Origin of the sequence: Pseudofrankia coriaricola (assembly GCF_032027725.1) — a bacterium.
Lineage (GTDB): Bacteria > Actinomycetota > Actinomycetes > Frankiales > Frankiaceae > Pseudofrankia.
Map to the genome: position 1 here is coordinate 30,946 of NZ_JASNFO010000060.1, position 24,741 is coordinate 55,686.

The following is a 24,741-nucleotide window of genomic DNA, read 5'->3' on the forward strand; positions in this document are numbered from 1 at the left end:
CGGTGGCGGTCGTCATCCCTGCCGTAGCCCGGTCAGCTTCTCCGGGTTGCTGACCAGGTGGATGGTTTTCACCAGGCCATCCACGAGATGCAGGGTGATGGCCACCACCGGCTCCCTCCCGGACCGGATCACGATGCCGGGGCCGCCGTTGAGCGCCACGAGCTCGACGCTCGGTTCAGGCGGCATCCGGCCGGCGAAGGTGGCCAGCGCCCGGGCCACCAGCTCCAGGCCGTGGATCGCCTTGCGGGGCGCCGGCGCGAGCCCGCCGCCGTCGCTGACCAGCTCGACGTCCGGCGCCAGCACGGACATGAGCGCCTGTAGATCACCGCCGGCGGCCGCGTCCAGGAACCGTTCGGTCACGACCGTTCGGGTGGCTCGGTCGGTGTTGTAGCGGGTGTGCCGAGCCTCGACGTGTTCGCGGGCGTGCCGCGCGGTCTGCCGGGCGGTCGCCTCGGTGTGACCGACGATCTCCGCGATCTCGCCGTACGGGTAGCCGAACGCCTCCCGCAGCACGAAGACCGCCCGCTCGATCGGTGACAGCGCCTCCAGGACCAACAGCAGCGCGGTCGACACCGAGTCGGCCAGCGCGACGTCCTCGGCCACGTCCGGGCTGGTGAGCATTGGTTCAGGCAGCCACGGACCGACATATGACTCGCGGCGTGCCTGGGCGCTGCGCAGCCGGTCGATCGCCAGCCGGGTCGCGATCCGCACCAGGTATGCCTCGGGGTCCGCGACCCGCGCCACGTCGGTCGTGCTCCACCGCAACCAGGCGTCCTGCACCACGTCCTCGGCGTCGCCGGCCCGGCCGAGCACCCGGTAGGCGACGGCCAGCAGGCGGGCCCGGTGCCGCTCGAACAACCGGACCGGGTCCGGCCCCTCCGGCCCCTCCGGCCCCTCCGGCCCCTCCGGCGACTCGGGCCCGGAGGCCTCGGCGGAGTCCGCGACGCCGGCGCTGTCGGCCATCCCGCCTCCTCGCCCGCTTGTCCTCCGGCTGGCCTCTCGAGTCTGCTTGAGCCGGTCTCGACAGACCAGGGCCCGTGCCCGCGCTAGCGCCCGGGGGCGGGGTTCTCGAGGACCGCGCGGGAGCGGAGCTTGCCCTCGGCCAGGAGGTTGAGTACGTCGGTCGCGGACCGCATGGGGAAACGGTCCACGACGGTGCGGACCTGGCCCTCGGCCGCCAGTCGCAGGACAGCACGCATCTGGGCACGGCTGCCGAGCAGCGAGGCCCTGATCGTCTGTTCCTTGTTGAACGGGAAGCCGGCGAGGCTGAGCGGCACACCGCTGACCAGCGTGCCGCCCCATCTCAGGACGCGCAGGGCCTGCTCGCTCACCGCGTCCGCGGGGGCGAAGGTGACGACCGCGTCGACGGCGTCCTCGAACTGCGCGAGCGCCGCGGAGTCGGCGGCGTGGATGGTGTGCGCGCCCAGCTCTCGCGCGACCTGGAGATGGTCCTCGCCGCGGCCGACGGCCACGACCCGCGCCCCGGTGAGCGCGGCGAACTGGATGGCCATGTGGCCGACGCCGCCGAGCCCGAAGACGGCGACGGTGTCGCTGGGGCCGACCGTGAGCTTGTCCACCGCGCCGTAGGCCGTGATACCCGGGCAGAAGAGGGGCGCGGCCTCGACGAGGTCGAGGTTGTCCGGGACGCGGTAGGTGTGCGCGGCGTGGGAGAGCAGGAACTCGGCATAGCCGCCGTTGACGTGCTCGCCGGTGATCCTGCGCTGGTGGCAGAGCTGTTCGCGTCCGCCGCGGCAGAACTCGCATTCCTCGCACGTCCACCACAGTGGCTGCACGCCGACCGGGTCGCCGACCGCGAACTCGGTGACACCTGCGCCGAGCTCGGCGACGCGCCCGGTGACCTCGTGCCCGGGAATGATCGGACTGGTAGCCGGAATGCCCCCGTCGACCCAGTCACCCTCGATCATGTGCAGGTTCGACCGGCACACGCCGCAGCCGGCGACCTCGATGAGCAGCTGGCCCGCGGCCGGCTCGGGCCGCGCGGTCCGCCGCCAGGTCAGCGGCCGCGTGACCAACGGCGCGGGTGCATCAAGCTCGTTCGCATACATCACGGGCACGGCTCGACATTAGGCCAGCGTGCGCCACGGGCCACGGCGGCGAGCGCAACGCCACAGCCGGGCCGCCTGGCGGGTGTTGCGCCCTCGGCGGCGGGTACGCGGCGCCCATGAGTGAGTTTGGCTACCTCCTGTCGAGCGAGGAGCTGAGCGCGCCCCGGACCGTCCAGGTGGGGCAGGCCGCCGAGCGGGCCGGCTTCGACCGGGTGTGGGTCTCGGACCACTACCACCCGTGGCAGTCGAGCCAGGGGGAGAGCCCGTTCGTCTGGACGGTGCTCGGCGCGCTCGCCGCCACGACGAACCTGCGCCTGACGACCGCCGTGACCTGCCCGACGTTCCGGATCCACCCGGCGATCCTGGCCCAGGCGGCGGCCACCGTCGCCTCGCTCGCCCCGGGTCGGTTCACCTTCGGCGTCGGGTCGGGCGAGGCGCTCAACGAGCACATCCTGGGCGACGCCTGGCCGCCGGTCAGCGTCCGCCACGAGCGTCTCCAGGAGGCGCTGGTGCTCATCCGCCAGCTGTGGACCGGGGAGACCGTGACCCATGAGGGCCGGCACTTCACGGCGCACAACGCGAAGATCTGGAGCCGGCCGGAGGAGTCGCCGCCGATCTACATCAGCGGGTTCGGCCCGAAGGCCACCCGGTTGGCCGCCCAGGTGGGTGACGGCTGGATCACCACCCGGCCGGACACCGAAGGGCTGAAGACCTACCGTCGCGACGGCGGGATGGGCGGTACTCAGGCCGGCCTGAAGATCTGCTGGGCCCCGACGGAGAAGGAGGCCGCCGGCACCGCCCATCGGCTGTGGGGTCATGAGGGCAGCGACGGCCAGCTCTCGCAGGATGTGCCGACGTGGAAGGGATACGAGGCACTCGGCTCGCGGACGAGCCCCGAGGAGACCGCGCGGGCGGTCGCCTGCGGGCCGGACCCCAAGCGCGCGGCGGAGACGATCGCCCCGTACATCGAGGCCGGATTCGACGAGGTCTACATCTCGCAGATCGGGCCCGACCAGGAGGGCGGGATCCACTTCCTGGCCGAGGAGGTCCTGCCGCTGTTGCGGTGAGGCGGGAAACGATCTAGTCGCGAACGCCGGCGGTCTCGAGCAGGAGCGTCGCGGTGGTGACCGCGATACCGGCAAGGGGCTGCGCCCTGACTACGGCGCGGGCGCTGGCGCCGTCGTAGATCATGGTGAGCTGCTCGGCGAGGAACACCGGGTCCGGAGCACCCGCCCGGCGCGCCTCGACCGCGAAGAAGTCCGTGAGCGCCTGCTTGTGCTGGCGGGCGACAACGGCGGCGGGGTGCGCGGGGTCCTTGACCTCGACCGCCGTGCCGACGAACGGGCAGCCGCGGAAGTCGGGATCGGCGCTGGCGGCCTCTAGCCACTCGAAGACCTCAAGGATCCGTTCCCGCGGTGGCCGGGCGTCATCGGCGGCCGGGAACATCTGCGCTCGCAGCGTCCGTGCCCACCGGTCCAGGCTCGCGGCGATCACCGCGTCCTTGCTGTCGAAGAGCTGGTACATGGACCGCTTGGACACGCCGGCCGCCTGGCACAGCGCCTCGACGCCGATCCCCACGCCCTCTCGGTAGAACAGCTCCGCCGCCGCGTCCAGCAGCCGCTCCCGGGTGGCTGGCGCCGGCCGCGCCGGAGGTGCCGAGGGCGCCGCGGCCACCGCGGCGGGCGGATGAGTCCCAGGGGACGTGGTGCTGCTCACCACCCAAGGGTAGAACGTCAGGCTTGCCTGGGGAAACCGATCGGTTTACGTTGTTCGATGAATCGGAAACCGATCGGTTTCCATCTAGGCGAGGAGTGGGTCATGACCGCGATCAAGGGTGCCGTCGTGCTGGTCACCGGAGGCAGCCGCGGGCTCGGGCGGGCGTTCGTCGACGCCGCGTATGCCCGCGGCGCGAAGAAGATCTACGCCACCGCGCGCAACCCCCGCGATGTCACCCACCCCGGTGCCATCCCGTTGGCACTCGAGGTCACCGACCCGGCCGCGGTGGCGTCCGCCGCCGCGCTGGCGGACGACGTGACCATCCTGATCAACAATGCCGGCGGATACATCGCCGCTCCCTTTCTCGACGGCGACGTAGACGCCGTCCGACGGGAGTTCGAGACCAACTTCTACGGGCCGCTGCGGATGACCCAGGCGTTCGCGCCCGTCATCGAGGCAAACGGCGGCGGACACATCCTCAACGTCGCCTCGGTCCTGTCCTGGTTCGCGCTCGGCGGCTCGTACGCGGCGTCCAAAGCGGCGCTGTGGTCGCTGACCAACTCGCTGCGCCTCGAACTGCGGCCGCGCGGCGTCGGCGTGACCAGCCTGCACGTCGGATACATCGACACTGATATGGCGGCCGCCGTCACCGCTCCGAAGGCAGACCCGCGCGAGGTCGCCGACCTGGCCCTCGACGGCGTCGAGGCCGGCAGGTTCGAGGTTCTCGCGGACGACACCACCCGCCAGGTCAAGGCCGCCCTCGCGGGCGACCTCGCCGCCCTCTACCCACAGCTGGCCGCCTAGACATCCCCACCCGGAGTCCATGACTTTCGGTAGTAGGCCGATCCCCAAGGGTGAGAGCGCCAGCTCCGGGCGGTCGCATGTCGACTGTTACTGGAAGATAAGGTGAGAAAAGTGGTGGTCGACTGGCTGCGCGCTGAGCCCTGGCGCGGGTAGCCCGCACCTCCACCCCACTCGCGGAGCGGAGGCGATGAGACGGACACCCCAGGTGGCGCCGCGCCAGCCCCAGCAGATCCGGGTGTGACGGAACCAGCCGCTTCTGTGGCAATGGCGGTGACGGATCCGGGCACTGGGGCGGCCGGCGTTCTGGACCCGATTCACGACGCGCCAACCGGGCCGCTGCCGGCGTCGATGGTCCTGCCCGAACCCGTCGGACAGCCAGAACCGGTGAGGCCACCCGAACCGATACGGTCGACGGAGGCGGCAGGGCCGACGGGGCCCGCGAGGTCGAGGCGCCGCGCGCCTAGCCGGAACCGGCGCCGCAACGTGCTCGCCGGCGCCGCCTGCGTGGTGGTGCTGATCGTTGGGATCTCGGTGCTGGCGTGGGCGCCCTGGGGCTCGGGCCGCGAGGCACAAGCCGGCCCGGCCGGAGGCGGCCCGCACGGCCGTGGCAAGGACGGGGCGGCAACCGGCCCCGACGGGTCCTCGGTACCGAAATCCGGGAAGTCGGACGACCGCGCGCGCTCGGCCGCCGGCGGGGCCGCCCAGGGGGCGGGCGAACCGGGGCCCGCCGGGCAGGGCATCGGGGCGGCGGACCCCGTCGCCGGTGGTACGAGCGCGGATGTCGGCACGGAACCCGGGTCGGGTTCAGGGTCGGGCTCGGGTGCTGGCTCGTCCGGCGCCACGTCGGGCACGGGCACCGGATCCGGTTCCGGCTCGACCGGCTCCAGTCCCGGCACCACCGCGGCCCGCACCACCGCGCCGGCTCCCTCCGGATCCAGCACCGCGACGAAGAACCCTTACACCGCCGCCCAGGTGTGCGGTTCCGGCTACTCCGAGATCGACAGCCACACCCTGACCAGCGGCTCCACGACGGCGAAGATCGTGTTGATGTACAACGGCAGCAACAACTGTGTGGTGACGCTGAAGGCCGGCGCCGGCGTGGGCACGGCCCAGTCGATGTCGGCATGGGTACAGGCGCAGAACGGCTCGTCGAAGGTGACCGACTCGGGCTCCTACCAGTACTACGCCGGTCCGACCAAGGTGTCCGCGAAGGCGATCTGCGTGAAGTGGGGCGGCAGCCTCGGCAGCGTCTCCTGGGGCAGCGACTGGTCCCACTGCGGCTGACCTGAGTGCTCAACCGGCACCGAGCGACGAGGCCCAGACGGCGCCCCCGCGTGCGCCACTAGTCCAAAGAGTCGCACGACGGAAACTCGCGTTGGCGCGGAACAAGCTCGGTGTTCACGCCGCCTGGCCCGGCCCGAAACGGCGCCGCAGCGCGCCCTCCGGCACGTACCGCCAGTGGGGCAGGTGGGACTCGGCGTACGCGAGCTCGCGGCACAGCTGCTGGGCGCCGTAGGCCGTCAGCAGCGACTCGTCGAGCAGCTCGCCGCGGCCGGCGGCGGCGAGCCCGGCGCGGTACGCGTCGAGGAACTCGCCCTGGACGGTGGCGGTCCAGGCCGCCGCGGCGTCGTCACGCACGTCGGGAGCGTAGCGGCGGACCACATGCCCGACGTTCTCCAGCGACATCAGCATGCCCGCGACATCGAGCGCGGCCGGGTGCCGGGCGGCCCGTTGCCGTGGGCCCAGAGTGGGGTTGCCGTCGAAGTCGATGACGAACAGCGGTCCGCCCTCCGGCGCGCGCAGCAGCTGGCCGACGTGGAAGTCGCCGTGGACGGCGACGAGCGGCGTCCCGGCCGCGTCGCCGAGCGGGTCCAGTGCCTCGGCCATCGCCGCGCGGTGGGCGTCCAGCGACGGTGAGCTCACCCGGGCCAGCAGCCGCCGGGCGTCGGCGAGGGCGTCGGCGGCATACGTCGCCGACGCGCGCTGCGCGGGGGAGCCGGCCAGCGCCAGATGCATCGCCGCCGTCAGGCCGCCGAGCTCAGCCGCGAACGGGCGTGTCGGGTGCTCGGCGACGCCGAGCGCGGCACGGGCCTCCTCGACGCACCAGGTCCAGCCGTCCTCCGCGCCGCGCACGACGTCGACGGCGGTCGCGACCGGCACCCAGTGGCCGTCTGGCGTGCGCCACTCGACGAGGCCCCACAACGCCGGCATCCGGTCGAAGCGGGCGGCGGCGAGCCGGCGCAGCCGGTCGGGGTGCGGGCCGACCAGCGGCTCGGTCGTCCACTTGACCACCGCGGCCTCGCCGACCACCCAGGACTCGTTCGTCTGGTCGGCCGCGATCCGCCGCTCGCTCGGCCCGACAGGCCGGCGAACGCCCCGGGTCAGCCGGAACCCGTCCGGCGGGTCGTCGGGCCCGGCCAGCAGCTCCAGCAGCGCGACTCCCGCGCCGGGGCCGGTCGGCCTCGACCGCCAGACACCGTCCACTTCCTCGACGACGACCGGGAAGCCGTCCACGGGCTACCCCGCCGCCACGGGTCTCGGGCCGCGCGGGGCGTCAGGCATCGTCGCCGCGGGGGTCCCCGGGAGTCGACGTCAACCGGTCCCCGAGGGAGGCGGTTCCGCCCGAGACATGGGCCAGTCCGACCCGCTCGATGACGTCGGCACCCTTGCGCAGGCCGTCCCGGCCCCGGATCGCCTTGCCGGCCGCGGCCGCCCGCGCGCGCAGGTCGCCGTCGGCGAACAGCTGCTCGACCGCGGCCAGCAGCTCGCCGTCGGCGAACCCGTAGGTCGGCAGGCGGATGCCGTAGCCCCGCTCGTGGACGCGCTGGGCGTTGTCGTACTGGTCCCAGAACAGCGGCAGCAGGATCATCGGCTTGCCGAAGTGCATGCACTCGGTCGTCGTGTTGTTGCCGCCATGCGTGATCACCAGGTCGACCTGGGGGATGACCTTTGTCTGGGGCAGCATCGACGCGCCCACCATGTTCGGCGCGAGCGCCAGCTCCTCGGCGCGTGGCCCCAGGCTGACGATCACCTTGTGCTGGGTCGTGCCCAGCACGTCGATGAGCCGCCGCATCAGCCCGATGTCGGCGCTGCCCAGCGAGCCCAGCGAGAGGTAGATGAGCGCCGCGTCGGCGTCGCGGGAGGCGAACTCCGCCGGCAGGTCGTACTGGTCGTCGGTCTCCCGGACGCTGGAGTCCAGTCGGTGCCAGGTCGCGTCGAGTGGCCGGGCATCCGTGTAATCGAGCTCCTCCGGGTACACGTAGAGATTCGCGTGCGCCGAGGTGTGGATGAAGTCGCCGGGCGGCAGCGGGGCGGCACCCTGGGCCCGCACCCACGCGTCGAAGTCCGCTCGCGTCTCCCGGTGCGTCCGGTCGAGCTCGACGAGGTACTCCGCCCACCCCAACCGGTCGCTCTCGGGATATCCGGAGAAGAGCGGCGCGACGTCGGGGCCGCGGACCTCGAGCGGGTTGCAGGAGACGATGCGGACGAAGGCGCCGGCCGCGGTGGTCAGCGCCGGGAAGGCGACGACGTTGTCCTCGACCAGCACGTCCGGTCGGTGCTCGGCGATGATCGCCGCCAGCTGTGCCTCGCAGTACTTCGCCCCGTCGATGAGCGCCTGGTAGGTGGGCTGGATGAAGGTCGCGAGCTGCTCGATCGTCGGCTTGCGGAACTCCGGCGCGGTCTCGTTGATGAAGTCGATCCAGAACTGACCGGCGGCGGCATCCGCCGCGTCCGGGTCCGGCGGCGCGAGGTCGACGAGTGCCTCGACGAACCCGAACGGCGCGAGCTTGCCCTCCCAGGACCGCTCCGCGGCGAACACGACCGTGTGCCCGCGGTCCAGGAGCACCTTCCCCAGCCCGACGCACTGGTTGGTCGGACCGTAGGCCGACTCGGGCATGAACAACACCGTGAGCGTCACCGTGGCTCCCACCGCGATATCCGAGGCCGGGGCGGGGCGGCGCCCGCCAACCGGAGGCGACGACGCTGTCGCGAGGTATCCGGACAACCCAACCATGACATCCTGGTCATCCCGCGCAGAGGCCGCCCGCGAGGTGTGATCACGCCGGCCTGGCGATCAACGACCTGGCGACCAACACGCGCAAACCAGCCACAGAAAGCGACGGCGCCTCTAGCGCGGTGCCAACTCAGCCACGTCCTTGGCCCAGCACCACACCCGCCACGGCCGGTGGCCTGGAGCGCCATCAGCCCCAGGTGATACGCAACCACACGGACCTACCAGATCACGACCTCCCAGATCGGCTTCGCCGATCCGGCAGGGACCCCGTCCGCAAGCTCCGCCAATCCGGCAGGAACCCCGGGTGACGGCGCCATAAGCGCAGCGCCAACCCAGCCACATCCCGACCCAGCACCACACCCGCCACGGCCATACACCTGTATCGGGCACCACGCGGGGAGGACGCCTAGCGTCCGACGGCAAGCGGCGCGTCCAGCGCCCGCGGCCCTTGGCAGATGGGGCACCAGAAGAGGTTGCGGGCGGCCAGCTGCCTGGTCATGACCTCGGTCGAGCAGACGAGGCAGGGCTGGCCGGCGCGGCGGTAGACGTAGACCTCGCCGCCGTGGTCGTCGACGCGGGGCGGGCGGCCCATCGCCTCCGGGGTGTGCTCGGGCCGGACCGTGTCGATCCGGCCGGTCCGGACGCCGTCGGCCATGAGTGCGACCAGGTCGGCCCAGACGGCGTCCCACTGGCCGCGGGCCGTTTCCCTGCCCGGCAGCGACGGGTCTATGCCGGCACGGAAGAGCACCTCGGCCCGGTAGATGTTGCCTGGCCCCGCGACCACGGTCTGGTCCATGAGGAGAACGGCCATCGACGTGCGGCTGCGACTGATCTTGCGCCAGGCGGCTTCCGGGTCGGCGTCGGCGCGCAGCGGGTCGGGCCCGAGCCGGTCGCGCAGAGCCTTCACCTCGCCCGGCCCCAGCAGCTCGCACGCGTTCGGGCCGCGCAGGTCGGCGTAGCCGGCGCTGCTGGCGAGCCGCAGCCGGACGGCTCCCGTCGGCGCCGGAGCCGGCGGTGGGCCGAGGGCGTACTTGCCGTAGATGCCGAGGTGCACGTGCAGGACCTGGTCGTCGTCGAACCGCAGCAGCAGGTGCTTCCCGTGTGCCTCGGCCTCGTCGAGGACCCGCCCGTCTACCCGGCGCGCTCCGTCGGCGAACCGTCCCTGCGGGCTCGTCGCCGCGACCGGCCGGCCACGGAACATGTCCCGGTGGACCGCGGCGAGCCTGTGGGTGGTGTGACCTTCCGGCATGGCCGGCCGAGCATATCGACCCACCGGCGAACCGCGCCGCGCGCCGGTGGTCGACGTCACTCGGTCTGCGCTGTCGTGCTGGGCGGACCAGGGTCGGCCGGTGCCGGTGCCGGTGCCGGTGCCGGTGCCGGTGCCGGTGCCGGTGCCGGTGGCGCTGCGGGTGCGGGTGCAGGTGGGGGCGGTGGTTTGGTGGGTCGTCGCCGATAGAGGCACACGATGCTCGCGGCCAGCGCCAGCCAGGCGACGCCGAGGGACCAGCCGCCGGCGACGTCGCTGGGCCAGTGGACGCCCAGGTAGACACGGGACAGCCCGACCGCGACGGCGAGGACCGCCGCCCCGGCGCTGACGACCGCGACGGCGATCCGGCCGCCGGACAGCAGTCGCAGCAGGAGGACGGCCGCCAGGCCATAGCCGATCGTCGCCATCGTGGTGTGGCCGGACGGGAAGGCGTAACCACCAGGGTGGACGAGCCACAGCGCCTGTGGTGGCCGTGGGCGGGCGATCACCTGGTTGATCGCCACCCGCACCGTCTGGCCCGCCCAGAGCAGCGCGATCGCGCCGACGGGCAGCACCCACTGCCGGGTCCGCCACCACAGCGCCGCGCCGAGGGCGGCCACCACCCCGTAGACGACCGGCGCGGCGCCCAGGTTGGTGACGGTGCGGGCGAGCGGCGTGAGCCAGCCGGCGCGCTGGCCGATGACGTCCCGCTGCAGGCGGGCATCGGCACTGATCACGCCGCGGCCCTCCTCCACGTCCTCGACGAGACCGCCGAAGATCCATCCGCTGGCGGCGAGAACCAGCAGGGAGACGACCAGCGCGCGACCGGGCCGGAGCACCCAGCTCAGGTGGCGGGCCGCCCAGCCACGCAGCCGCTCCGACCGGCGGGCGGCCCGGTAGACGAGGGCGAGGAGGATCACGGCGAGCAGCCCGCCGGAGACCAGGCTGAGCGGCTCACTCGCTGACCACTCCTCCCGCGTCGGCTCGGGCATCATCTGGCCCCCGGATGCGGCGCCCGAGGGGACATGCGGCCACGCGCACCGCCAGCTCCCCATGCCTACTACCTTGTTCCTGACTTTTTCCTTGCCTCCGGCTTGTTCGTTCCCTCCGTCGAATCGACGCGACGTCGCATCTTCGTGTCGCTCTGGACCATAACCGGAGGTGGATCTTCCGCCTGCTGCTGGTCGCGCTGGGCACGCTGGTCGTCGGCGCACTGATCGACGCCGTCACGGACAACATCCCGCTGGGGATCAGCCTGCTGGCCGTGCTGCTGCCGTGGGAGCGGGTGGGAGCGGGGATCGCCACGATCAGCGCGATGATGGGCGTCGGCGCCGCGGTCGGCCTGCCGCTCGCCGGCCTGATCGCCCAGCATCTCGGCTATCACCCGCTGTTCGGCATCTGCGCCGCCGCCGGCGTCCTGGCCGCGATCGCCGCGCTCGCGGTCCCGAACCGCCGCGTCGAGGCCTACTGAGGTCGCGGCTCTGCGCGGTGGCGCGCGAGGCGCGAGGCGCGCTCGCGCCGCTCAGTGGCGGCGGGCGCCGACCGGGGTGAGGTGGCGGGTGAACCAGTCGCGCGCGAGCGCGGCGACGGACTCCAGGGCACCCGGCTCCTCGAACAGATGGGTCGCTCCCGGGACGACCACGACCTCTGCCTCGTGCCGCAGCAGCTGCGCCGCGCGGTTGTTGAGCTCGAGGACCGCCTCGTCGTCGCCCCCGACGATGAGCAGGGCAGGGGCAGCCACCCTGGGTAGCCGCGACGCGGCGAGATCGGGCCGCCCACCCCGGGAGACGACGGCACCGATGACGGAACCAAGCTCGGCCGCCGCCCACAGCGCGGCGGCGGCGCCGGTGCTCGCCCCGAAGTAGCCGACGGCGGGGCAGAAGGTGCCCAGCTCGCCCCGAAGCCAGCCGGTCACCTCGACGAGCCGGCGGCCGAGCAGGTCGATGTCGAACACGTTCGCTCGTTCGTCCTCCTCGGCGGAGGTGAGCAGGTCGAACAGCAGCGTGGCGAGCCCCGCGTCGGTGAGCATGTCGGAGACGTACCGGTTGCGCGGGCTGTGCCGGCTGCTGCCGCTGCCGTGCGCGAACACGACCACGGCTTCGGCTCCTTCGGGAACAGTGAGCTGGCCGCCCAGACGCGCCGTGCCGGCGGGAATCTCGACCTCCACCCCCGGCTGGCGCGCCAGCCGCTGGCCGGCCTTCGCTCGGTCGGAAAAGGTCATTGCGGGCCACCTCCTCGGTGTCGAGGGATGTGTGTCGTCGGGTGGGCCGAGCTGCCGCCTCGGGCCTCGGCCAGCCCGAAGGCGCCAGCCCGAAGGCGTCGATCGCCCGCCCGGAGGCCAGCCCGGGCGGGGCGCTATCCGTCTACCCGCGGGTAGCGGAGCAGGCCGGCGAGCCCGTCGGTGGGCCCGTCCGAGAGGTCCGGCGACAGGACGTGCACGGTGGCGCCCGTACCGAGCGCGGCGCGCACGGCCACGTCGGCGAGCCGGCCGCGCGACGGCGAGCCGACCAGGCTCGCGAGCGTCGCGGGCTCGGCGGCGACGTCGGTCGGGTCCGGGCCGAACCAGGCCACCCGGTCGTCGCCCGGGTCGTCGACGACGAGGAGGGTGCCCACCTGGGATCTGGAGAGGGCGGCGAGGGTCGCCGGAGTGCCCTCGACGGCGCGGCCATGCGCGCGGTCCTCGGCGAGGCGCCCCAGCAGTTCGACGGTCCGCGACTGGGCCAACGCGCCGACCAGGTCACGGACCTCCTGCTCGTGCTTCCGGCCGCCGCGGCTGGGGTGGCGGCTGCCGTGCTCCAGCTGGTGGACGAGCGGGCTGACCCGGGGCGGGAGGTGCTCCCGAACCAGCTGGACGGCCCGCGAGTCGCCTCCCAGCGCGACCGCCGCGGCGTTGACCTGTTCGGTCAGCCGCGTCACCGCCTCCGCCACCTGGGCCGCGTTGTGCGCCCACGAGTCCTCCGCGCGGTCCTGGTAGCGGCGCTGTGACCAGCCGCCGGGCGCGTTGCGCTCGATCTCATCGTCGGTGCCCTCGACCTCGGCGAAGATGCGCGACCCGTCCATCTCCACTCGTAGGTCGGCTCCGGTCCGGTCCGCGAGCGCGACCACGCATGGCACTGTCCGCTGCTCGTAGGCGAGCAGTGGCAGAGCGCAGGGCAGCTGCGCCCACATCCCCCGGTCCCCGAGCTGTTCGGACACCTGCTGTCGCGACACGACCCGGCCATCGGCCGCGAACGCCGCGAGAGCGACATCCGTGGGTCCGACCGAGTGCACGGTCTCGTCCAGCGCGGCGAGTGTCGCGCCGTCGGTGCCCTCCGCGGCCAGCCGGTCGCGCAGGCCACGCCACCGCAGCGCCCGCTCATGCTCGATGTCGTCGAGGTTGTCCGCCATGCCCAGGTAAAGAGTCGCGATCGGGCCGGTCGTGGCGATAAGCCGTCCGATGTTCATGTCCGCGGTCACGAGGGCAGTCACTACGGCCTCCTCACTTCGTCCAGACTTCGAGCCCTTACCCGGCTTGGCCGGCGATAGTGCGCTCGTGCCGGAGTGGGGCCGCGCGAGCGGAGTAGGTGAAATCCGGTCGACGCGGGCGCTCCGGATCTGTTCAGATCGGGACGTGGAATCAGGGAAGACGGCGCCCGGCACGCGGTTCACACTGGTGTTCGACGCGGACGACACGCTGTGGGAGAACAACATCCGCTTCGAGCGGGTGATCGCCGACTACCTGGAGTGGCTGGCCCATCCAACGCTGGAGCGGACCGCGCTGCGCACGATGCTCAACGACGTCGAGGCGGCGAACGCGGCGGCTCACGGCTACGGGACCAAGGTGTTCCTGCGCAGCCTGCACGACCTGTTCGAGCGCCTCTGGGAACGTCCCGCGGACGCCGGGGAACGACGCGAGATCGACGAGCTCGCGGCCGCCCTCCTGGACCACCGCGTCGAGCTGATGCCCGGGGTCGCGGAGACGCTACGTGAGCTTGGTGGTCGACACGAGCTCGCGCTGCTCACCAAGGGAGTTCCGGAGGAGCAGCAGGCCAAGATCGACGCCTCGGGCCTCGCGCCGTGTTTCGGGGTGGGCACCTACATCGTGGCCGAGAAGAACAACGAGGCCTACGAGCTGCTGGCGCGCGAGCTGGCCCTGGACCCCGCGGCGACGTGGATGATCGGGAACTCGCCGAAGTCCGACATCCTGCCCGCCCGCGCCGCCGGGTGGGGGGCTGTCTTCATCCCGAACACGAACACGTGGGCGCTGGAACACGCGGAGCTCGACGCCGCCGACCCGGGCGTGCTCCAGCTCCGGACGTTCGGCGAGCTGTTGCGCCACTTCTGACGGCCGCCCGCCGCGGGCTGTGAGCCGCGGGCTGTGAGCGGCACTGGAAACAGGCTGTCGGGCCGGCCGCGGCTGTCGGCGGCGACCAGCCGCGGTCCGCGGCGCGAGGAGGTGATGGCTCACGCGGCCAGTAGTTCGCCAATCCGGGTGACGGCGGGCCGGGAGTGCAGGTGCAGCCGGTTCATGTCCAGCCCCTCGTCGCCCAGGACCACGAGCAGGCTCGTCTCGCGGACGGCGTAGACCACGATGTGGCCACCCTCGCAGCGGGTGATCACCTCTCGCAGCTCGCCCATGCCCACTTCCGCCCCGGTGCTCTTTCCCAGGCCGAGGGCGACGGCGGCCATGGCGGCCAGCACCTCCGGCCGGACGTCGCTCGCGTCGTGGGCGATCAGCAGACCGTCCACCGACGCGACCGCGCTGTTCGTCACCCCGGTAACGTGCTCACGCAGCGCCGTGAGCTCCGCCAGAATGGTCTCGGTATTCATTCGACGTACTCATCGCATTCTTGGTAGGGCCGCCCGATGGAGTACCAGATAATTGCTCGCCAAGAGCCGTGCCGACGCCGCGGGCGCTTCGGCGCGGCTCGCCGTGCCTTCCTGTGGCGCGGTGGCCACCACATTCGGGCAGACGTGTGAGCCGAAGCGCCGACGGCAGGTCGAAACCTCCCGTCAAGCGACGGGAGGTAGTACCGCGGCCTCTCCGGCCGGCGGGCCCTGCCTATCGGCCGTCAGACGCTCAGCTCACGTTCGATCGACCGGAGGCCATGACGGGCGAGCGCGAGGTTGGAGCGGGAGCGGTCCAGCGCGAGGTAGAGGAACAACCGGTTCTCCCCGCGGCTGAGGAGCCGGATGAGATGGTACTGCCGTTCCAGGGTGATCAGGATGTCCTCGATGACGTCGCGCACACCCAGGGCCTCCAGGGTCCTGGCCTTGGCACGGACCACGTCGGTGTTGCCCGCCGCGGCGATCTCGAGGTTCAGCGTGCGCCCGCCGCCCGCCGCGCCCAGCATCATCCCGCTCTCGTAGTCGACCAGTGCCGCCCCGAGTGCCCCGTCGATCGCCATCGCTTCCTTGAGGGCGGTCTCGATGTCCATTTCGCCACTTTCCGTCCCGGAGCAAACCCGCGGTTGTGATTAGAGAGGGTTTGCTCTGGGGCAATTTTCCGGCGCTTGTGTGCTCGTTGGGTCAGTCGATAGCACTTGGATACTCGTGACCATATCCTTTGCTTCGTCGACCTTGTTGTCGACCGACACGTTTGGGTAGGTAGCATGACGGGACTAATTTGTGACGGATAGTCTGCTGTTCCTCACCACTTTGTCCCGCCTCGGTGACGAACAGTTCACGGGAACGCTTCGGGTCGAGAGCGCCCGGGTCGGCGGCATGATCGTGTTCCATTCGGGTCTGGTCATCGCGGCTGAGACCGCCGCCGCGCCCGGGCTGGAGCCGCTGCTGCTCCGGTCGGGCCGGATCTCCGGTGAGGACTGGACGGAAACCTTCGCGCAGGCCGCGCCGGAGGGACGCCTGCGCGCCGCGCTGGTGGAACGCGGGCTGCTGGGGAGCGCCTCCGTACAGGTGCTGACACAGACCGCCGCCATGGACGCCGTGTTCGCCCTCGCGGTCGCGGAGGTCCACACCTGCTCGCCGGATCCGGCCGGGCCCGGCCTGCCACCCCTCGTGCCCCTCGTGCCCGGGATGGACGTCGGTCGAGTGGTGCGTGAGACGCGCCGCCGGGTGGACATCGCGGCCGAATGGCGGGAGCGCGGTCTGGACCCGTGGGTACGGCCGCATCCCACGGCCTCGGCCCCGCCGATCAATGAGGACCGGGCGGAGGTCCTCACCCGCGTCAACGGCCGGCGGACGTGCCGGGACATCGCGTTCCTGCTCGGCCGTGGCCTGTTCGCCGTCATGTCGGATCTCAGGCTCCTGCTCGAGGACGGCCAGATCGCCCTGCAACCGCTCATGCCCGCCGCCACCGGCACGCCGCCTCAGCAGCCTCGGCCGGCCGGCCCGATCAGCGCCTCGTCCCCGATCGCGGTGGGTCGCCCCGGCGCCGATGAAGGCCTGGAGCTGGTCGTCGAATCCACGGACGGAGAGGCCGCTCCCCGGCGCCGTCTCCTCCACCGGAGGAACACGGGCGGCCCCTCGTGACGGAGGGTGTCGCCCGCGGTCGTCGCCGCGTGGTACCTGCTGGCCACGCGTTCGGCGAGCCAGCCACCGGGGCCGGTGGTGCTGGCAGGCCAATGGGCATCCGGGGGCCGTCCGGCGAGCGACAGGCCGGCCACGGCGGTGCTCCGCCCGGGTGATGCTCCGTCCGCCCCGAACCGGCCCGCACCCCGCGGGCCCTCACCTCGGGTGACGGGCGCGAATCACGGGAGGAACGCCGCCATGTCCACGTCCGACCACCTGCAGACCATCCGCCTCCTGCACAACGCGATGCGGGTCGAGTACGGCAGGCTCGCCGCCGTGGCCCGCGCGCCGCGTGACGCCGCGCACGCCGCGCTCATCGAGGACCAGATCGCCCTGACGCTGCGGACGCTGCACCACCACCACACCGCCGAGGACAAGCGCTTCTGGCCGGTGCTGCGTGCCCGGGTGCCGTACGCCGTCGCCGGGCTCGACCGGCTGGAGGCCCAGCACGCCGAGATCGACCCGCTGGTCACCATCGCGGGCGACACCACCATCCCGCTCTCGCAGCGCGCGGGGGTGCTCGCCGAGCTCCAGAAGTTGATCAACGTGCACCTCCACGAGGAGGAGGCGGTGGCGTTCCCGCTCATCCTGGAGCAGATCACGCCGGCCGAGTTCGAGGAGATCGACAAGGACGTGCGGCAGGGCTTCAACCGCCGCGACATCCCGGTCCTCTACGGCTGGCTCGCGAGTGTGGCCGACGCCCCGATGCGCGCCGCCGTGCTGGCGACGGTCCCCTTCGTTCCGCGCCTGTTGTTCAAGCTCATCTGGGCGCCTTCCTACCAGCGCCGCGCAGGCCGCCTCTACGCCGGCACCGCGGCTTCCGGCGCGGTTCCCGAGCGGGTGGCCCCCAGCCAGGTGGCGTGACCTGGCCGGCGCGTCCTCCTTTCCCGATCCGCTTCCCCCGCGGTCACCGCCGGGCCGGCGGCCGTAGTGAAGTCGTCTGGCCGGGAGGTTTCGGCGGGAACGCCATGGTCCCGCGTGTTCCCGGTGATCGTCCGGGTGGTTTGGGCGGTATCGTTTGCTGCATGACAAACAACGGGGAACGTCACCTTCGAGCGGTCCATGAGGACTGGCGCTCCGTCGCCACCGCGCTGGGCGCGCGGATGTCGACCCAGCGGGTCAGCCAGCAGGAACTGGCGCTCGCGGCCGGAGTCTCGGTCGCGACGCTGCGGGTACTCCAGCGCGGCAATGGCGACCGGCGCGTGCAGAACTCGACGTTGTCCGCGGTCTCGCGGGCGCTCGACTGGCCCGACGATCACCTCGTTCGTGTGCTGCTCGGTGATCAGTATCCGGAACTGGCCACCGGCGAGGGACCGGCCCCCGGGGCCCGGGTGACGCGACAGGCGGCTGTCACCGCCCGGCCCGACCTGCCCGAGCAGATCCTGCATGCCCTGCGCCGCATCGAACGGCGGGTCGACGACATCGCCCGCCACCTGGTGAAGGCCTGAGGCGGCGGCCAGGCCGAGGTCTCAGGCCGTTTCGAACACGGGGACCAGCGTGCCGCCACGCTGCTCCATGAGGACACGCACCGGCATGCCGATGGTGACCTCCTCCGGCGCGCAGCCGACGATGTTGCTGACGAGGCGGAGGCCGGGCTGCTCGGCGAGCTCGACGATGGCGATCACGTAGGGCACCGGCACGGCCGGGTGGAACGCGTGATGGTTGACGGTGAAGGTGAAGACCGTGGCGTCGCCGCTCACCGGCTCGGCTACCAGCTCTCCAGCGCACTCCGGGCAGCGTTTGGTCTCGGGATGGATCCAGCGCCGGCAGTCCACACACCGATAGATCAGAAGCTGGCTGTCCGCGTCGACTGCCGGCGTCGTCATGAGGCCTCCGGATTCGGGATCAGCGCCGATCGGTCGTGGGCAACGCCCTTGTTCTTCAGACCGTAGGACACCGGTCGGATTCGTGCCTGTTTCGCACGTCGCACATCGCACATCGGGTGACTGCGTCGTGGCGGCGGGCATAGCGTCACGCCATGACCGGACTGCCGGAGCGGCGCGCCATCATCTCGGGAGTCGGGATCTCGCGGATCGGCCGACGTACCGGAATCCCGGGGACGGACCTCACGGCGGAGGCGTCCCGACAGGCGATAGCCGATGCCGGGCTACTGCCCACCGACATCGACGGCGTCGCCACCCTGGGCGACACTCCGCTGGAGGAGGCGTGCGCGGCCCTGGGGCTGGCGCCGACCTACCTCGGGGGCGACGTCGACACCGGTGGGCTGCTCTCGCCAGTGATGTCGGCCGTGATCGCGGTCGCCACCGGACGCGCTCGTCATGTGCTGGTCTACCGCACCGTCCAGATGATGGGCGGTGCCGTGCTCCCCGGCGGCGAGGCGCCCCACCTCGACGGCGCCGGTGGGACCGGCGACGCGGGCAGACCGGACGCGGGCAGACCGGAAGCGGACAGATTCGAGGTCGTGGAATCCGCGGCGTCCGCACCCGCCCGGGCTTACCCGCCGCGGAATGGGCTGGCAGCCGGGCTGGACGAGCTGATGACATACCACGCCTACTCGGCGGCGAACTGGTTGGCAATGCACTGCCGCCGGCATATGCATCTATACGGCACGACCAAGGAACAGCTCGGCATTTTGGCCATTAACAGCCGGCGCAACGCCGGGCTGAACCCGTTGGCCGTTTACCGAGACCCGATCACGCTTCACGACTATGTCTCCGCGCGGAAGGTGTCCGAACCGTTCGGGCTGCTGGACTGTGACGTGCCGATCGACGGGTCGGTCGCGGTCGTTGTGTCCGTGGCCGACCACGCCTCGGCGTGCGAGCACCCGGTCCGGATCGAGGCGATGGGTGGGTCCACAGGCCCCGGTGGCTGGTACATGCGGCCTGACTACCCGAACATGGCGTCGGTCGACGCGGCGGCCCAGATGTGGTCGCATACCGATCTCCGGCCGGTCGACGTCGACTTCGCCGAGCTGTACGACGGGTTCACATTCCTGACCCTCGCCTGGCTCGAGGCCTTCGGATTCTGCGGCGAGGGCGAATCCGGGCCATTCGTCGGGGACCCCGAAAAGATCGCCCTGGAGGGGAGCCTTCCGCTCAACACCTACGGCGGGCAGCTCTCGGCCGGCCGGATGCACGGCTACTGGCTTCTCCACGAGGCCTGCGTGCAGCTTCGCGGCCAGGCCGGCGACCGCCAGGTCGCCCGCCATCGGGTCGCCGCTGTCGGCGCCGGCGGCGGCCCCATAGCCGGAGCCCTCCTCCTCACCGCCGGGTAGGCACCTGGCCAGGAATCCGGGATCCGGGCCTAGACGGCCGCGTGATCCCGCGGCACCCGGGTCGCTCGGCGCAGGCCCAGGCCACCGAGCCGGAACTACGGGGCCGGCTGGGCCAGCGGGGCGGTGAAGAGGCGGGCGGCGGCGTGGGCCTGGTCGATGGCGATACGCCAGGCCGTGCCGACAACGGAACCGACCGATTCCGGCGAGGGCCACAGGAGGCACGCGGGCGGGACGCAGATCCGGTAGGTGAGCGTCCCCGTCTTGTCATGCGCGATCCACGCACCGCAGGTCGCCATCGGAGGGAGGCCGCCGACGGCGGTGAGCGCCGCGGCAAGCTCGGCGTCGCCCGCCTGCCGGTCGGTGAGATCCGAGTCCCCGAGCCCACCGGGACGGCCCGCCTGCGCCAGCCGGGTGAGTCCGGCGGCCGACGTGACGCCGGGGTCGAGGTGGACGTCGAGAACCATCACGCCGGAGCCGTAGAACGGATGGTCGATGGGATAAGGCGGGGCGAGGATGGCGACGGCGCCGCGTGCTCGCCGTCCAAGCCCCAGCTCCCCCGCGAGTGCCAGCCCGATGTCGGTCTCGGCCTCGGAGCCGAACCCGAGACCCGCGTCCGGGCCCGTACCCGACCCGTCTTCCTGGGCCGACCAGCCCGAAGGGCTGGCATCGTCCCCCGGTCCGGGAAGCTGGCGCGCCGCGGGGCCGCCGGGCTCGGTGGACACGCTCGGTTCGGCGAGCACGAGAAAACCCGCGCCGTCGCCGTCGTCGGCGATCAGGCCGTCGAACAACAGCCGGTCGAGGGCGTCGCGGACGTGACTGTCCCGGAACGCGTTCCCCAGGTGGCCAGGCACAGTGAGAGGCGGGGGCCCCGGCTGGCCCTGCTCGACGACGACGCTCAGGTCGGGCAGCCAGGTGCGGCTGCCGGACGTCAGCGCGGTGAGCAGCAGCGACAGCGGCCCGCGCAGGCCGTCGAGCCGGGCGTCGATCCGGGTGAGCATGTGAGGACGGCCCGGGTCGCTGGTCGGTTGCGCGAGCCGCGGCGAGCTCATCAGCTCCTCGTGCGCCGGCGGCGTGTAGGGGCGTACCAGCTCGATGACGACCACCTCCCCCGTGTCGTCAGCGGGGGTGGGAAAGCCGATCGACGTGGCCAGGCCCTCGGATGCCGAAGTGCCGTTGGACGCCGAAGTGCCGTTGGACGGGGAAGTGCCGTTGGACGGGGAAGTGCCGTTGGACGGGGGGGTGCCGTTGGACGGGGAAATGCCGTTGGACGCGGGAGCGTCGGGGAAGGCCGGAGTGCTGGTACGGCCGGCGGCGCGGGCCGTGAGCGTCAGCCCCGACGGGTAGTCGAGCACGGCGCGGAACGTGCCGAACAACGACGGCAGCCCGGCGGCCAGCTCCTGCGCGCCGCGGGTGTCGGTGAGCGGCGCCACGGGTGAGTCGGCGAGGCTGACGAAGACGATCCACTGCTGGAGACGCAGCAGCTTCCCGAGCGCCGCGGACAGCTCGTCGGGATGCTCGCCGAGCAGCGTCTCCGGGAAGAACCAGGTGGTCAGGCACGGGGTGTCGGTCGCGTCCAGGCCCCAGCCGCCGACCACGGTGAGATCGTCGACCGTCGCCTCGGCGAGCAGCGCCCGGTTGCGGTCGTTGCACCAGGCGGCCCGGTCGTCGACATCGCCGGGCAGGTAGTCCAGGTAGGTACGTGCTCGTATCCCCGGCCCGAGCTCCGGGTGCTCGGTCACGATCAGCTCGCCGCGGCCGCGCGCGGCCGGGCCCGACGGGTCGAAGGTGCGGGTCCACCACTCGGCGGTGAGCGCGCGGCCGGGCTGGTGGCTGGTGACGCGGTGTGGGGGTGCCATCAGCGCCGTCAGCGCGACCGGAAGCACGAGGGGGCGTACCTGAGCGTCCGGCATGGTTTCGCGCGCCCGCTCACGGATGTCGGGCAGCACGTCGAACAGCACGTCGCGGCTGGGGCGGGGACCGCTGGTCGGGTGCGCCGACGCGGCCGCGACGGCGCCCTGCCCGGGGCCGCCGAGCCGGGTGAGCTCGACGGCCGCCTCCGCGGCGCGTACCAGCTGGTCGATCGCGATCAGCCGTGCCCAGATCCGGTCAGGCGTCCAGGCCATCGGTCCGACATGAATCCTGGCGACGGCCTCGACGGTGCCGGCCGCCGGGTCGAGGACCAGGGCCGAGCGGCCGTCCTCGGCGTTGCGGCGGGCGAGCAGCCGCAACAGGTCGGGGGTCGCCCGCGCGCCGGTCGCCACCTCGGTCGCGATGCGCAGCGAGCCGGCGCGCCGGCCGTCGGGCACGGGCCGCGGCGTCATCCGGACACGCTGCCGCCCGCGATGCGGCCACCAGTCGAAACCGGCGCCGTCCATCACGGACCATTCGACGTCCGGGCCGACCAGTCCGGAGTAGAGCGTGTCCAGCACCAGCGCCGGCTCGTCGCCGCCGGCGATGCTCGCCGCGAAGGCGAGTCCCGCTGGTTGCCGGGAGGCCGGGCCGACCGGGCGACGGTCGAACCGGGTGAGATCCTCGTCCGTGAGCAGCAGCCGGCGGGCGAGCAGCGACGCGCCGGCGGTGGCCAGCAGAATCTCGCGCAGCAGCCCCTGAGCCCTCAGCTGGCTGGTGGAGGCGAGCGCGTTCGGCAGGAAGAGCTGCCAGGTCGGTTGGTCGCCGTGCATGACCCAGGCCCCGATGCCGTGCGCGCCGCCCGGGTCGGCCACGTCCTGGCGGTTGAGCGCGGCCAGCAGCCCCGCGACGTCGTCGCCTGGCCGCAGGTGAACCGGTGTCCGCATACTGATGACCAGGCCCTCGCCGGCCAGCGGATGCGGGTCCTGCCGACTGGCACGTACGACGCTCGTCAGCGAGCCCGCCGTCTCCCGCGCCGCCACGACCTCCACGGGACGGTCGTCCGGGACCTGGAACGGCCCCCAGCCGAACGGCACCTCGCACCGGAAGCCGCGCCCGTCGCCCGAGCCCCAGACCGGGCCGCCGTCGATCTCCTGGTCGTAGCGCAGCTCGTCGAACGCGGTCAGCAGCCCCCGCCACAGCAAGGTGTTGTCGGTCTCGGCGTCGGCATGCAGCGTGTCGTGATACTGCGTGACCCGGTGCCGGCCCGGACGGGAGTGCCCCTCCTCGTCGCGGTACACGAACGGGACCCCGGCGACCTCGTCGTGGAGCCCGGCGTCCAGCGCGCCGACCGCCACCGCGATCTGGTCGCCGACCGTGGCGACGGCGAGCTCGGCCAGCACGGCCCCGCCCTCCTCGCCGAGGATCTCGTCGACGTCGGTGTCCTCGTCCTCCTCCTCGTCCTCCTCGTCGCGGGGCTGCTCGCGCCGCCCGACGACGAACGAGCAGGACAGGTAGAGCACGTTGCTCTGGTCGTCTTCACCGCCGGGCTCGGGCTCGTCGCCCTCGTCCGCCGGCGGCCCGCCACTGGGCGCTTCGGGCTCTCCCGGAACGGAGGCCTGATCGACTTCGTCCTGGCCCGGGAGGGCCACCAGGTACGCCGGGCTCGCGTCGAGCGGCGGCGCCTGCCCGGTCGGTTCGTCGCCGTGGAACACGGCCCGGAGCGAGATGCCGCCGCCCGGGCCGTCGTCCTCGTTTTCGTCCTCGTCCTCGTCGTCGTCCGTTTCGTCCCGGTAGGGAATGGCGGGCCAGGGGCCGGCCAGCCAGCGGTTGAGGGTGCTCTCGCCGTTGCGCCGCCGGCACAGCGCGGCCGCCCGCGCGAGGTCGTCGACGGTCGCGACCGGCGTCGTGACCCGCAGCACCGCGACCGACGACGCGCCGCCGGGCACCGGGAGAAGCTCGAGCAGGGTGCCGAGCTCGCTGTGTCGCCAGACCAGCCCGGTTCCGCCCGGGCCCTGGCCGATCCACTCGTCCTCGGCGCCCAGCTGGCGCAGGACGTGCTCGCGCAGCCGCGCGGCGAGCGGGAGCCCGGTGTTGAACCCCACCGCGTCACTCATTGCCGCCCCCGTGGTCCCGCGGGGTGGTCGAGGCGTCCCCCTTGGCCGCGCTCGCGGGCCGGGGGGACGCGGGCTCGTCCGCTGGAGAGACGGGCGCGGCGTCCGAGGTGGGCGTGGCGCCCGACGGCGTCGTCGGGCCAGTGGGGGACGCCCCGCCCGACGGCGTCGCAGGACCGGCGGGGGAGACGGCCGGCTGGCCGGGTTCCGCCGGGTCGGTCCCCGCCGACGGCGCGTCGCCCGCCTGGTCCCTGGCCCTGGCGATCGCCGCGGCCTCCGCGGCTTCGGCCTCGGCGGCGAGGGCAGTCTCCAGCGCCGCGCCCGCCTCGGTCGTCGACGCGTCGGCCCGCGGCCGGGCCGCCAGCGGGTCGGGCAGCGGCGCCGCGGTGCGGGAGACACGCCAGCCGAGCTCCCGCGGCGTGACCAGCTCGTCGCAGGGTACGAGCGACCACGCCGCCGGTGTCCACTCGAAGATCGCGTCCTGTTCGAACTCGGCGCCCAGCGCCCGCGCCCGTGCCCTGGTCAGGCCGGCGACGGCGATGCTGAGCTCGGTGTTCTTCTCGTCGCCGCCGACGGCCGGCCAGGAGGGCAGGCCGGTCGCGGCGACCCTGCCAGCCAGCGCCCGCTGCCGGCTGGCGTTCTCATGCGGGCGCAGCGGCCGGGAACGCGGGTTGAACGCCGTGAGGACGTGGACACGCTCGACGTCGGAGAACGGGAAGTCACCCTCGGTGGTGCCGCGGGCCGCGGGGGCGACCACCACAGTCGCGGCGCCGACGCCGACGCGGACCCGGGTCGGCCGGTAGCCGGCGAGCCGCCTCTCCACGTCCGTCGCGGCGCGCAGCCGGCCGAAGGCATCGTCCAGTCGCGCGACCTCCGGTCGGCGCCAGTCCGGGTCGTGGGACAGCAGGTCCCGCCGACGGTCGAGGTACGAACGGGAGGCGGCCGCGGCTGTGGCCCCGGGCTGGGCGCCCAGGAGCGCCAACAACTCGGCACGGCCAGGATTCGGACGCATCGACACGTATACCTCCGGGGGCCTCGGTGGACCCCCGTGCCCATGTCGGCTCGGGAGATCCGCGTTATCGCCGCCAGCCGTCGCCGACGACGATCAGGTCGTTCCCTGGGGCACCTTGCGCGAAGGTTGCCGGACGACGAGCCAGGTCTTGACGCCATCCTCTTGACCGCGCCCT

Annotated in this window: 23 protein-coding genes and 1 riboswitch; of the genes, 9 read left to right on the forward strand and 14 right to left on the reverse strand. The window is 72.7% G+C overall.

What is annotated here, in order from left to right; translation table 11 throughout:
• Window positions 1-12 precede the first annotated feature (12 nt).
• Both sigJ and QOZ89_RS29270 read right to left on the reverse strand, forming a co-directional pair.
• Window positions 13-963, reverse strand: coding sequence for an RNA polymerase sigma factor SigJ (gene sigJ, locus QOZ89_RS29265; RefSeq protein WP_083420092.1), 951 nt, complete (start codon window positions 961-963; stop codon window positions 13-15).
• 83 nt (window positions 964-1,046) lie between these two features.
• Window positions 1,047-2,066 carry an alcohol dehydrogenase catalytic domain-containing protein gene (locus tag QOZ89_RS29270; protein ID WP_071054354.1) on the reverse strand — a complete coding sequence of 340 codons (1,020 nt, stop codon included), beginning with the start codon at window positions 2,064-2,066 and terminating at the stop codon, window positions 1,047-1,049.
• A gap of 116 nt (window positions 2,067-2,182) precedes the next feature.
• On the opposite strand from QOZ89_RS29270, the gene QOZ89_RS29275 reads away from it, so the two are divergent.
• Window positions 2,183-3,133, forward strand: coding sequence for a TIGR03557 family F420-dependent LLM class oxidoreductase (locus tag QOZ89_RS29275; RefSeq protein ID WP_071054352.1), 951 nt, complete (start codon window positions 2,183-2,185; stop codon window positions 3,131-3,133).
• A gap of 13 nt (window positions 3,134-3,146) precedes the next feature.
• Here QOZ89_RS29275 and QOZ89_RS29280 read toward each other — a convergent pair whose 3' ends face one another.
• Window positions 3,147-3,782, reverse strand: coding sequence for a TetR/AcrR family transcriptional regulator (locus QOZ89_RS29280; RefSeq protein ID WP_241842432.1), 636 nt, complete (start codon window positions 3,780-3,782; stop codon window positions 3,147-3,149).
• A 102-nt stretch (window positions 3,783-3,884) separates the two neighbouring features.
• Here QOZ89_RS29280 and QOZ89_RS29285 point away from each other — a divergent pair, with 102 nt between their 5' ends.
• On the forward strand, window positions 3,885-4,586 hold the full coding sequence (locus QOZ89_RS29285) for an SDR family oxidoreductase (RefSeq protein ID WP_071054348.1): 702 nt from the start codon (window positions 3,885-3,887) through the stop codon (window positions 4,584-4,586).
• A 483-nt stretch (window positions 4,587-5,069) separates the two neighbouring features.
• Entirely contained in the window at window positions 5,070-5,870 is an 801-nt protein-coding gene (locus QOZ89_RS29290; RefSeq protein WP_241842431.1) for a serine/threonine protein kinase, read from the forward strand.
• Between the two features lie 114 nt (window positions 5,871-5,984).
• On the opposite strand, the gene QOZ89_RS29295 is transcribed toward QOZ89_RS29290, so the two are convergent.
• The 4 genes from QOZ89_RS29295 to QOZ89_RS29310 form a co-directional block, all read right to left on the reverse strand.
• The gene (locus tag QOZ89_RS29295; protein WP_071054346.1) at window positions 5,985-7,100 is read right to left on the reverse strand and encodes a phosphotransferase; all 1,116 of its coding nucleotides are present in this window, start codon (window positions 7,098-7,100) and stop codon (window positions 5,985-5,987) included.
• Between the two features lie 40 nt (window positions 7,101-7,140).
• The gene (locus QOZ89_RS29300; RefSeq protein WP_241842430.1) at window positions 7,141-8,517 is read right to left on the reverse strand and encodes a nucleotide disphospho-sugar-binding domain-containing protein; all 1,377 of its coding nucleotides are present in this window, start codon (window positions 8,515-8,517) and stop codon (window positions 7,141-7,143) included.
• A 490-nt stretch (window positions 8,518-9,007) separates the two neighbouring features.
• Window positions 9,008-9,850, reverse strand: coding sequence for an Fpg/Nei family DNA glycosylase (locus QOZ89_RS29305; protein ID WP_312626718.1), 843 nt, complete (start codon window positions 9,848-9,850; stop codon window positions 9,008-9,010).
• A gap of 56 nt (window positions 9,851-9,906) precedes the next feature.
• Complete coding sequence (locus QOZ89_RS29310) at window positions 9,907-10,902, reverse strand: phosphatase PAP2 family protein (RefSeq protein ID WP_312626720.1); 996 nt, start codon at window positions 10,900-10,902, stop codon at window positions 9,907-9,909.
• Window positions 10,903-11,045: 143 nt separating this feature from the next.
• On the opposite strand from QOZ89_RS29310, the gene QOZ89_RS29315 reads away from it, so the two are divergent.
• Window positions 11,046-11,318 carry an MFS transporter gene (locus QOZ89_RS29315; RefSeq protein ID WP_397428860.1) on the forward strand — a complete coding sequence of 91 codons (273 nt, stop codon included), beginning with the start codon at window positions 11,046-11,048 and terminating at the stop codon, window positions 11,316-11,318.
• 51 nt (window positions 11,319-11,369) lie between these two features.
• Here the strand turns inward: QOZ89_RS29315 and QOZ89_RS29320 are convergent, their stop codons facing one another.
• Window positions 11,370-12,068, reverse strand: coding sequence for a dienelactone hydrolase family protein (locus QOZ89_RS29320; RefSeq protein ID WP_116271852.1), 699 nt, complete (start codon window positions 12,066-12,068; stop codon window positions 11,370-11,372).
• 134 nt (window positions 12,069-12,202) lie between these two features.
• Complete coding sequence (locus QOZ89_RS29325) at window positions 12,203-13,315, reverse strand: baeRF2 domain-containing protein (protein ID WP_312626724.1); 1,113 nt, start codon at window positions 13,313-13,315, stop codon at window positions 12,203-12,205.
• A 142-nt stretch (window positions 13,316-13,457) separates the two neighbouring features.
• On the opposite strand from QOZ89_RS29325, the gene QOZ89_RS29330 reads away from it, so the two are divergent.
• On the forward strand, window positions 13,458-14,171 hold the full coding sequence (locus QOZ89_RS29330) for an HAD family hydrolase (protein WP_312626726.1): 714 nt from the start codon (window positions 13,458-13,460) through the stop codon (window positions 14,169-14,171).
• Window positions 14,172-14,290: 119 nt separating this feature from the next.
• On the opposite strand, the gene QOZ89_RS29335 is transcribed toward QOZ89_RS29330, so the two are convergent.
• Together QOZ89_RS29335 and QOZ89_RS29340 are read right to left on the reverse strand one after the other, a co-directional pair.
• The gene (locus tag QOZ89_RS29335; RefSeq protein ID WP_071054334.1) at window positions 14,291-14,656 is read right to left on the reverse strand and encodes a roadblock/LC7 domain-containing protein; all 366 of its coding nucleotides are present in this window, start codon (window positions 14,654-14,656) and stop codon (window positions 14,291-14,293) included.
• Between the two features lie 242 nt (window positions 14,657-14,898).
• On the reverse strand, window positions 14,899-15,264 hold the full coding sequence (locus QOZ89_RS29340; protein WP_071054332.1) for a hypothetical protein: 366 nt from the start codon (window positions 15,262-15,264) through the stop codon (window positions 14,899-14,901).
• 190 nt (window positions 15,265-15,454) lie between these two features.
• Between QOZ89_RS29340 and QOZ89_RS29345 the strand changes: the two genes are divergently transcribed.
• The 3 genes from QOZ89_RS29345 to QOZ89_RS29355 all read left to right on the forward strand — a co-directional run bounded on the left by QOZ89_RS29345 (window position 15,455) and on the right by QOZ89_RS29355 (window position 17,805).
• On the forward strand, window positions 15,455-16,318 hold the full coding sequence (locus QOZ89_RS29345; protein WP_312626730.1) for a DUF4388 domain-containing protein: 864 nt from the start codon (window positions 15,455-15,457) through the stop codon (window positions 16,316-16,318).
• A 237-nt stretch (window positions 16,319-16,555) separates the two neighbouring features.
• The gene (locus tag QOZ89_RS29350) at window positions 16,556-17,221 is read left to right on the forward strand and encodes a hemerythrin domain-containing protein (protein ID WP_071054330.1); all 666 of its coding nucleotides are present in this window, start codon (window positions 16,556-16,558) and stop codon (window positions 17,219-17,221) included.
• A gap of 161 nt (window positions 17,222-17,382) precedes the next feature.
• The gene (locus QOZ89_RS29355) at window positions 17,383-17,805 is read left to right on the forward strand and encodes a helix-turn-helix domain-containing protein (RefSeq protein ID WP_071054328.1); all 423 of its coding nucleotides are present in this window, start codon (window positions 17,383-17,385) and stop codon (window positions 17,803-17,805) included.
• Between the two features lie 21 nt (window positions 17,806-17,826).
• Here the strand turns inward: QOZ89_RS29355 and QOZ89_RS29360 are convergent, their stop codons facing one another.
• A complete protein-coding gene (locus QOZ89_RS29360; RefSeq protein WP_071054326.1) occupies window positions 17,827-18,183 on the reverse strand; it encodes a Zn-ribbon domain-containing OB-fold protein in 357 nt (118 codons plus the stop codon).
• Between the two features lie 152 nt (window positions 18,184-18,335).
• Here QOZ89_RS29360 and QOZ89_RS29365 point away from each other — a divergent pair, with 152 nt between their 5' ends.
• A complete protein-coding gene (locus QOZ89_RS29365; RefSeq protein ID WP_312626736.1) occupies window positions 18,336-19,592 on the forward strand; it encodes a thiolase family protein in 1,257 nt (418 codons plus the stop codon).
• 95 nt (window positions 19,593-19,687) lie between these two features.
• Here QOZ89_RS29365 and QOZ89_RS29370 read toward each other — a convergent pair whose 3' ends face one another.
• Together QOZ89_RS29370 and QOZ89_RS29375 are read right to left on the reverse strand one after the other, a co-directional pair.
• Window positions 19,688-23,557 (reverse strand): hypothetical protein, encoded by a 3,870-nt coding sequence (locus QOZ89_RS29370; RefSeq protein WP_312626738.1) that lies wholly within the window; start codon window positions 23,555-23,557, stop codon window positions 19,688-19,690.
• The gene (locus tag QOZ89_RS29375) at window positions 23,550-24,566 is read right to left on the reverse strand and encodes a DUF3293 domain-containing protein (protein WP_071054320.1); all 1,017 of its coding nucleotides are present in this window, start codon (window positions 24,564-24,566) and stop codon (window positions 23,550-23,552) included. Before QOZ89_RS29375 ends, QOZ89_RS29370 begins: the two co-directional genes overlap by 8 nt.
• 56 nt (window positions 24,567-24,622) lie before the next feature.
• Window positions 24,623-24,734: riboswitch (SAM riboswitch) on the reverse strand.
• Window positions 24,735-24,741 lie beyond the last annotated feature (7 nt).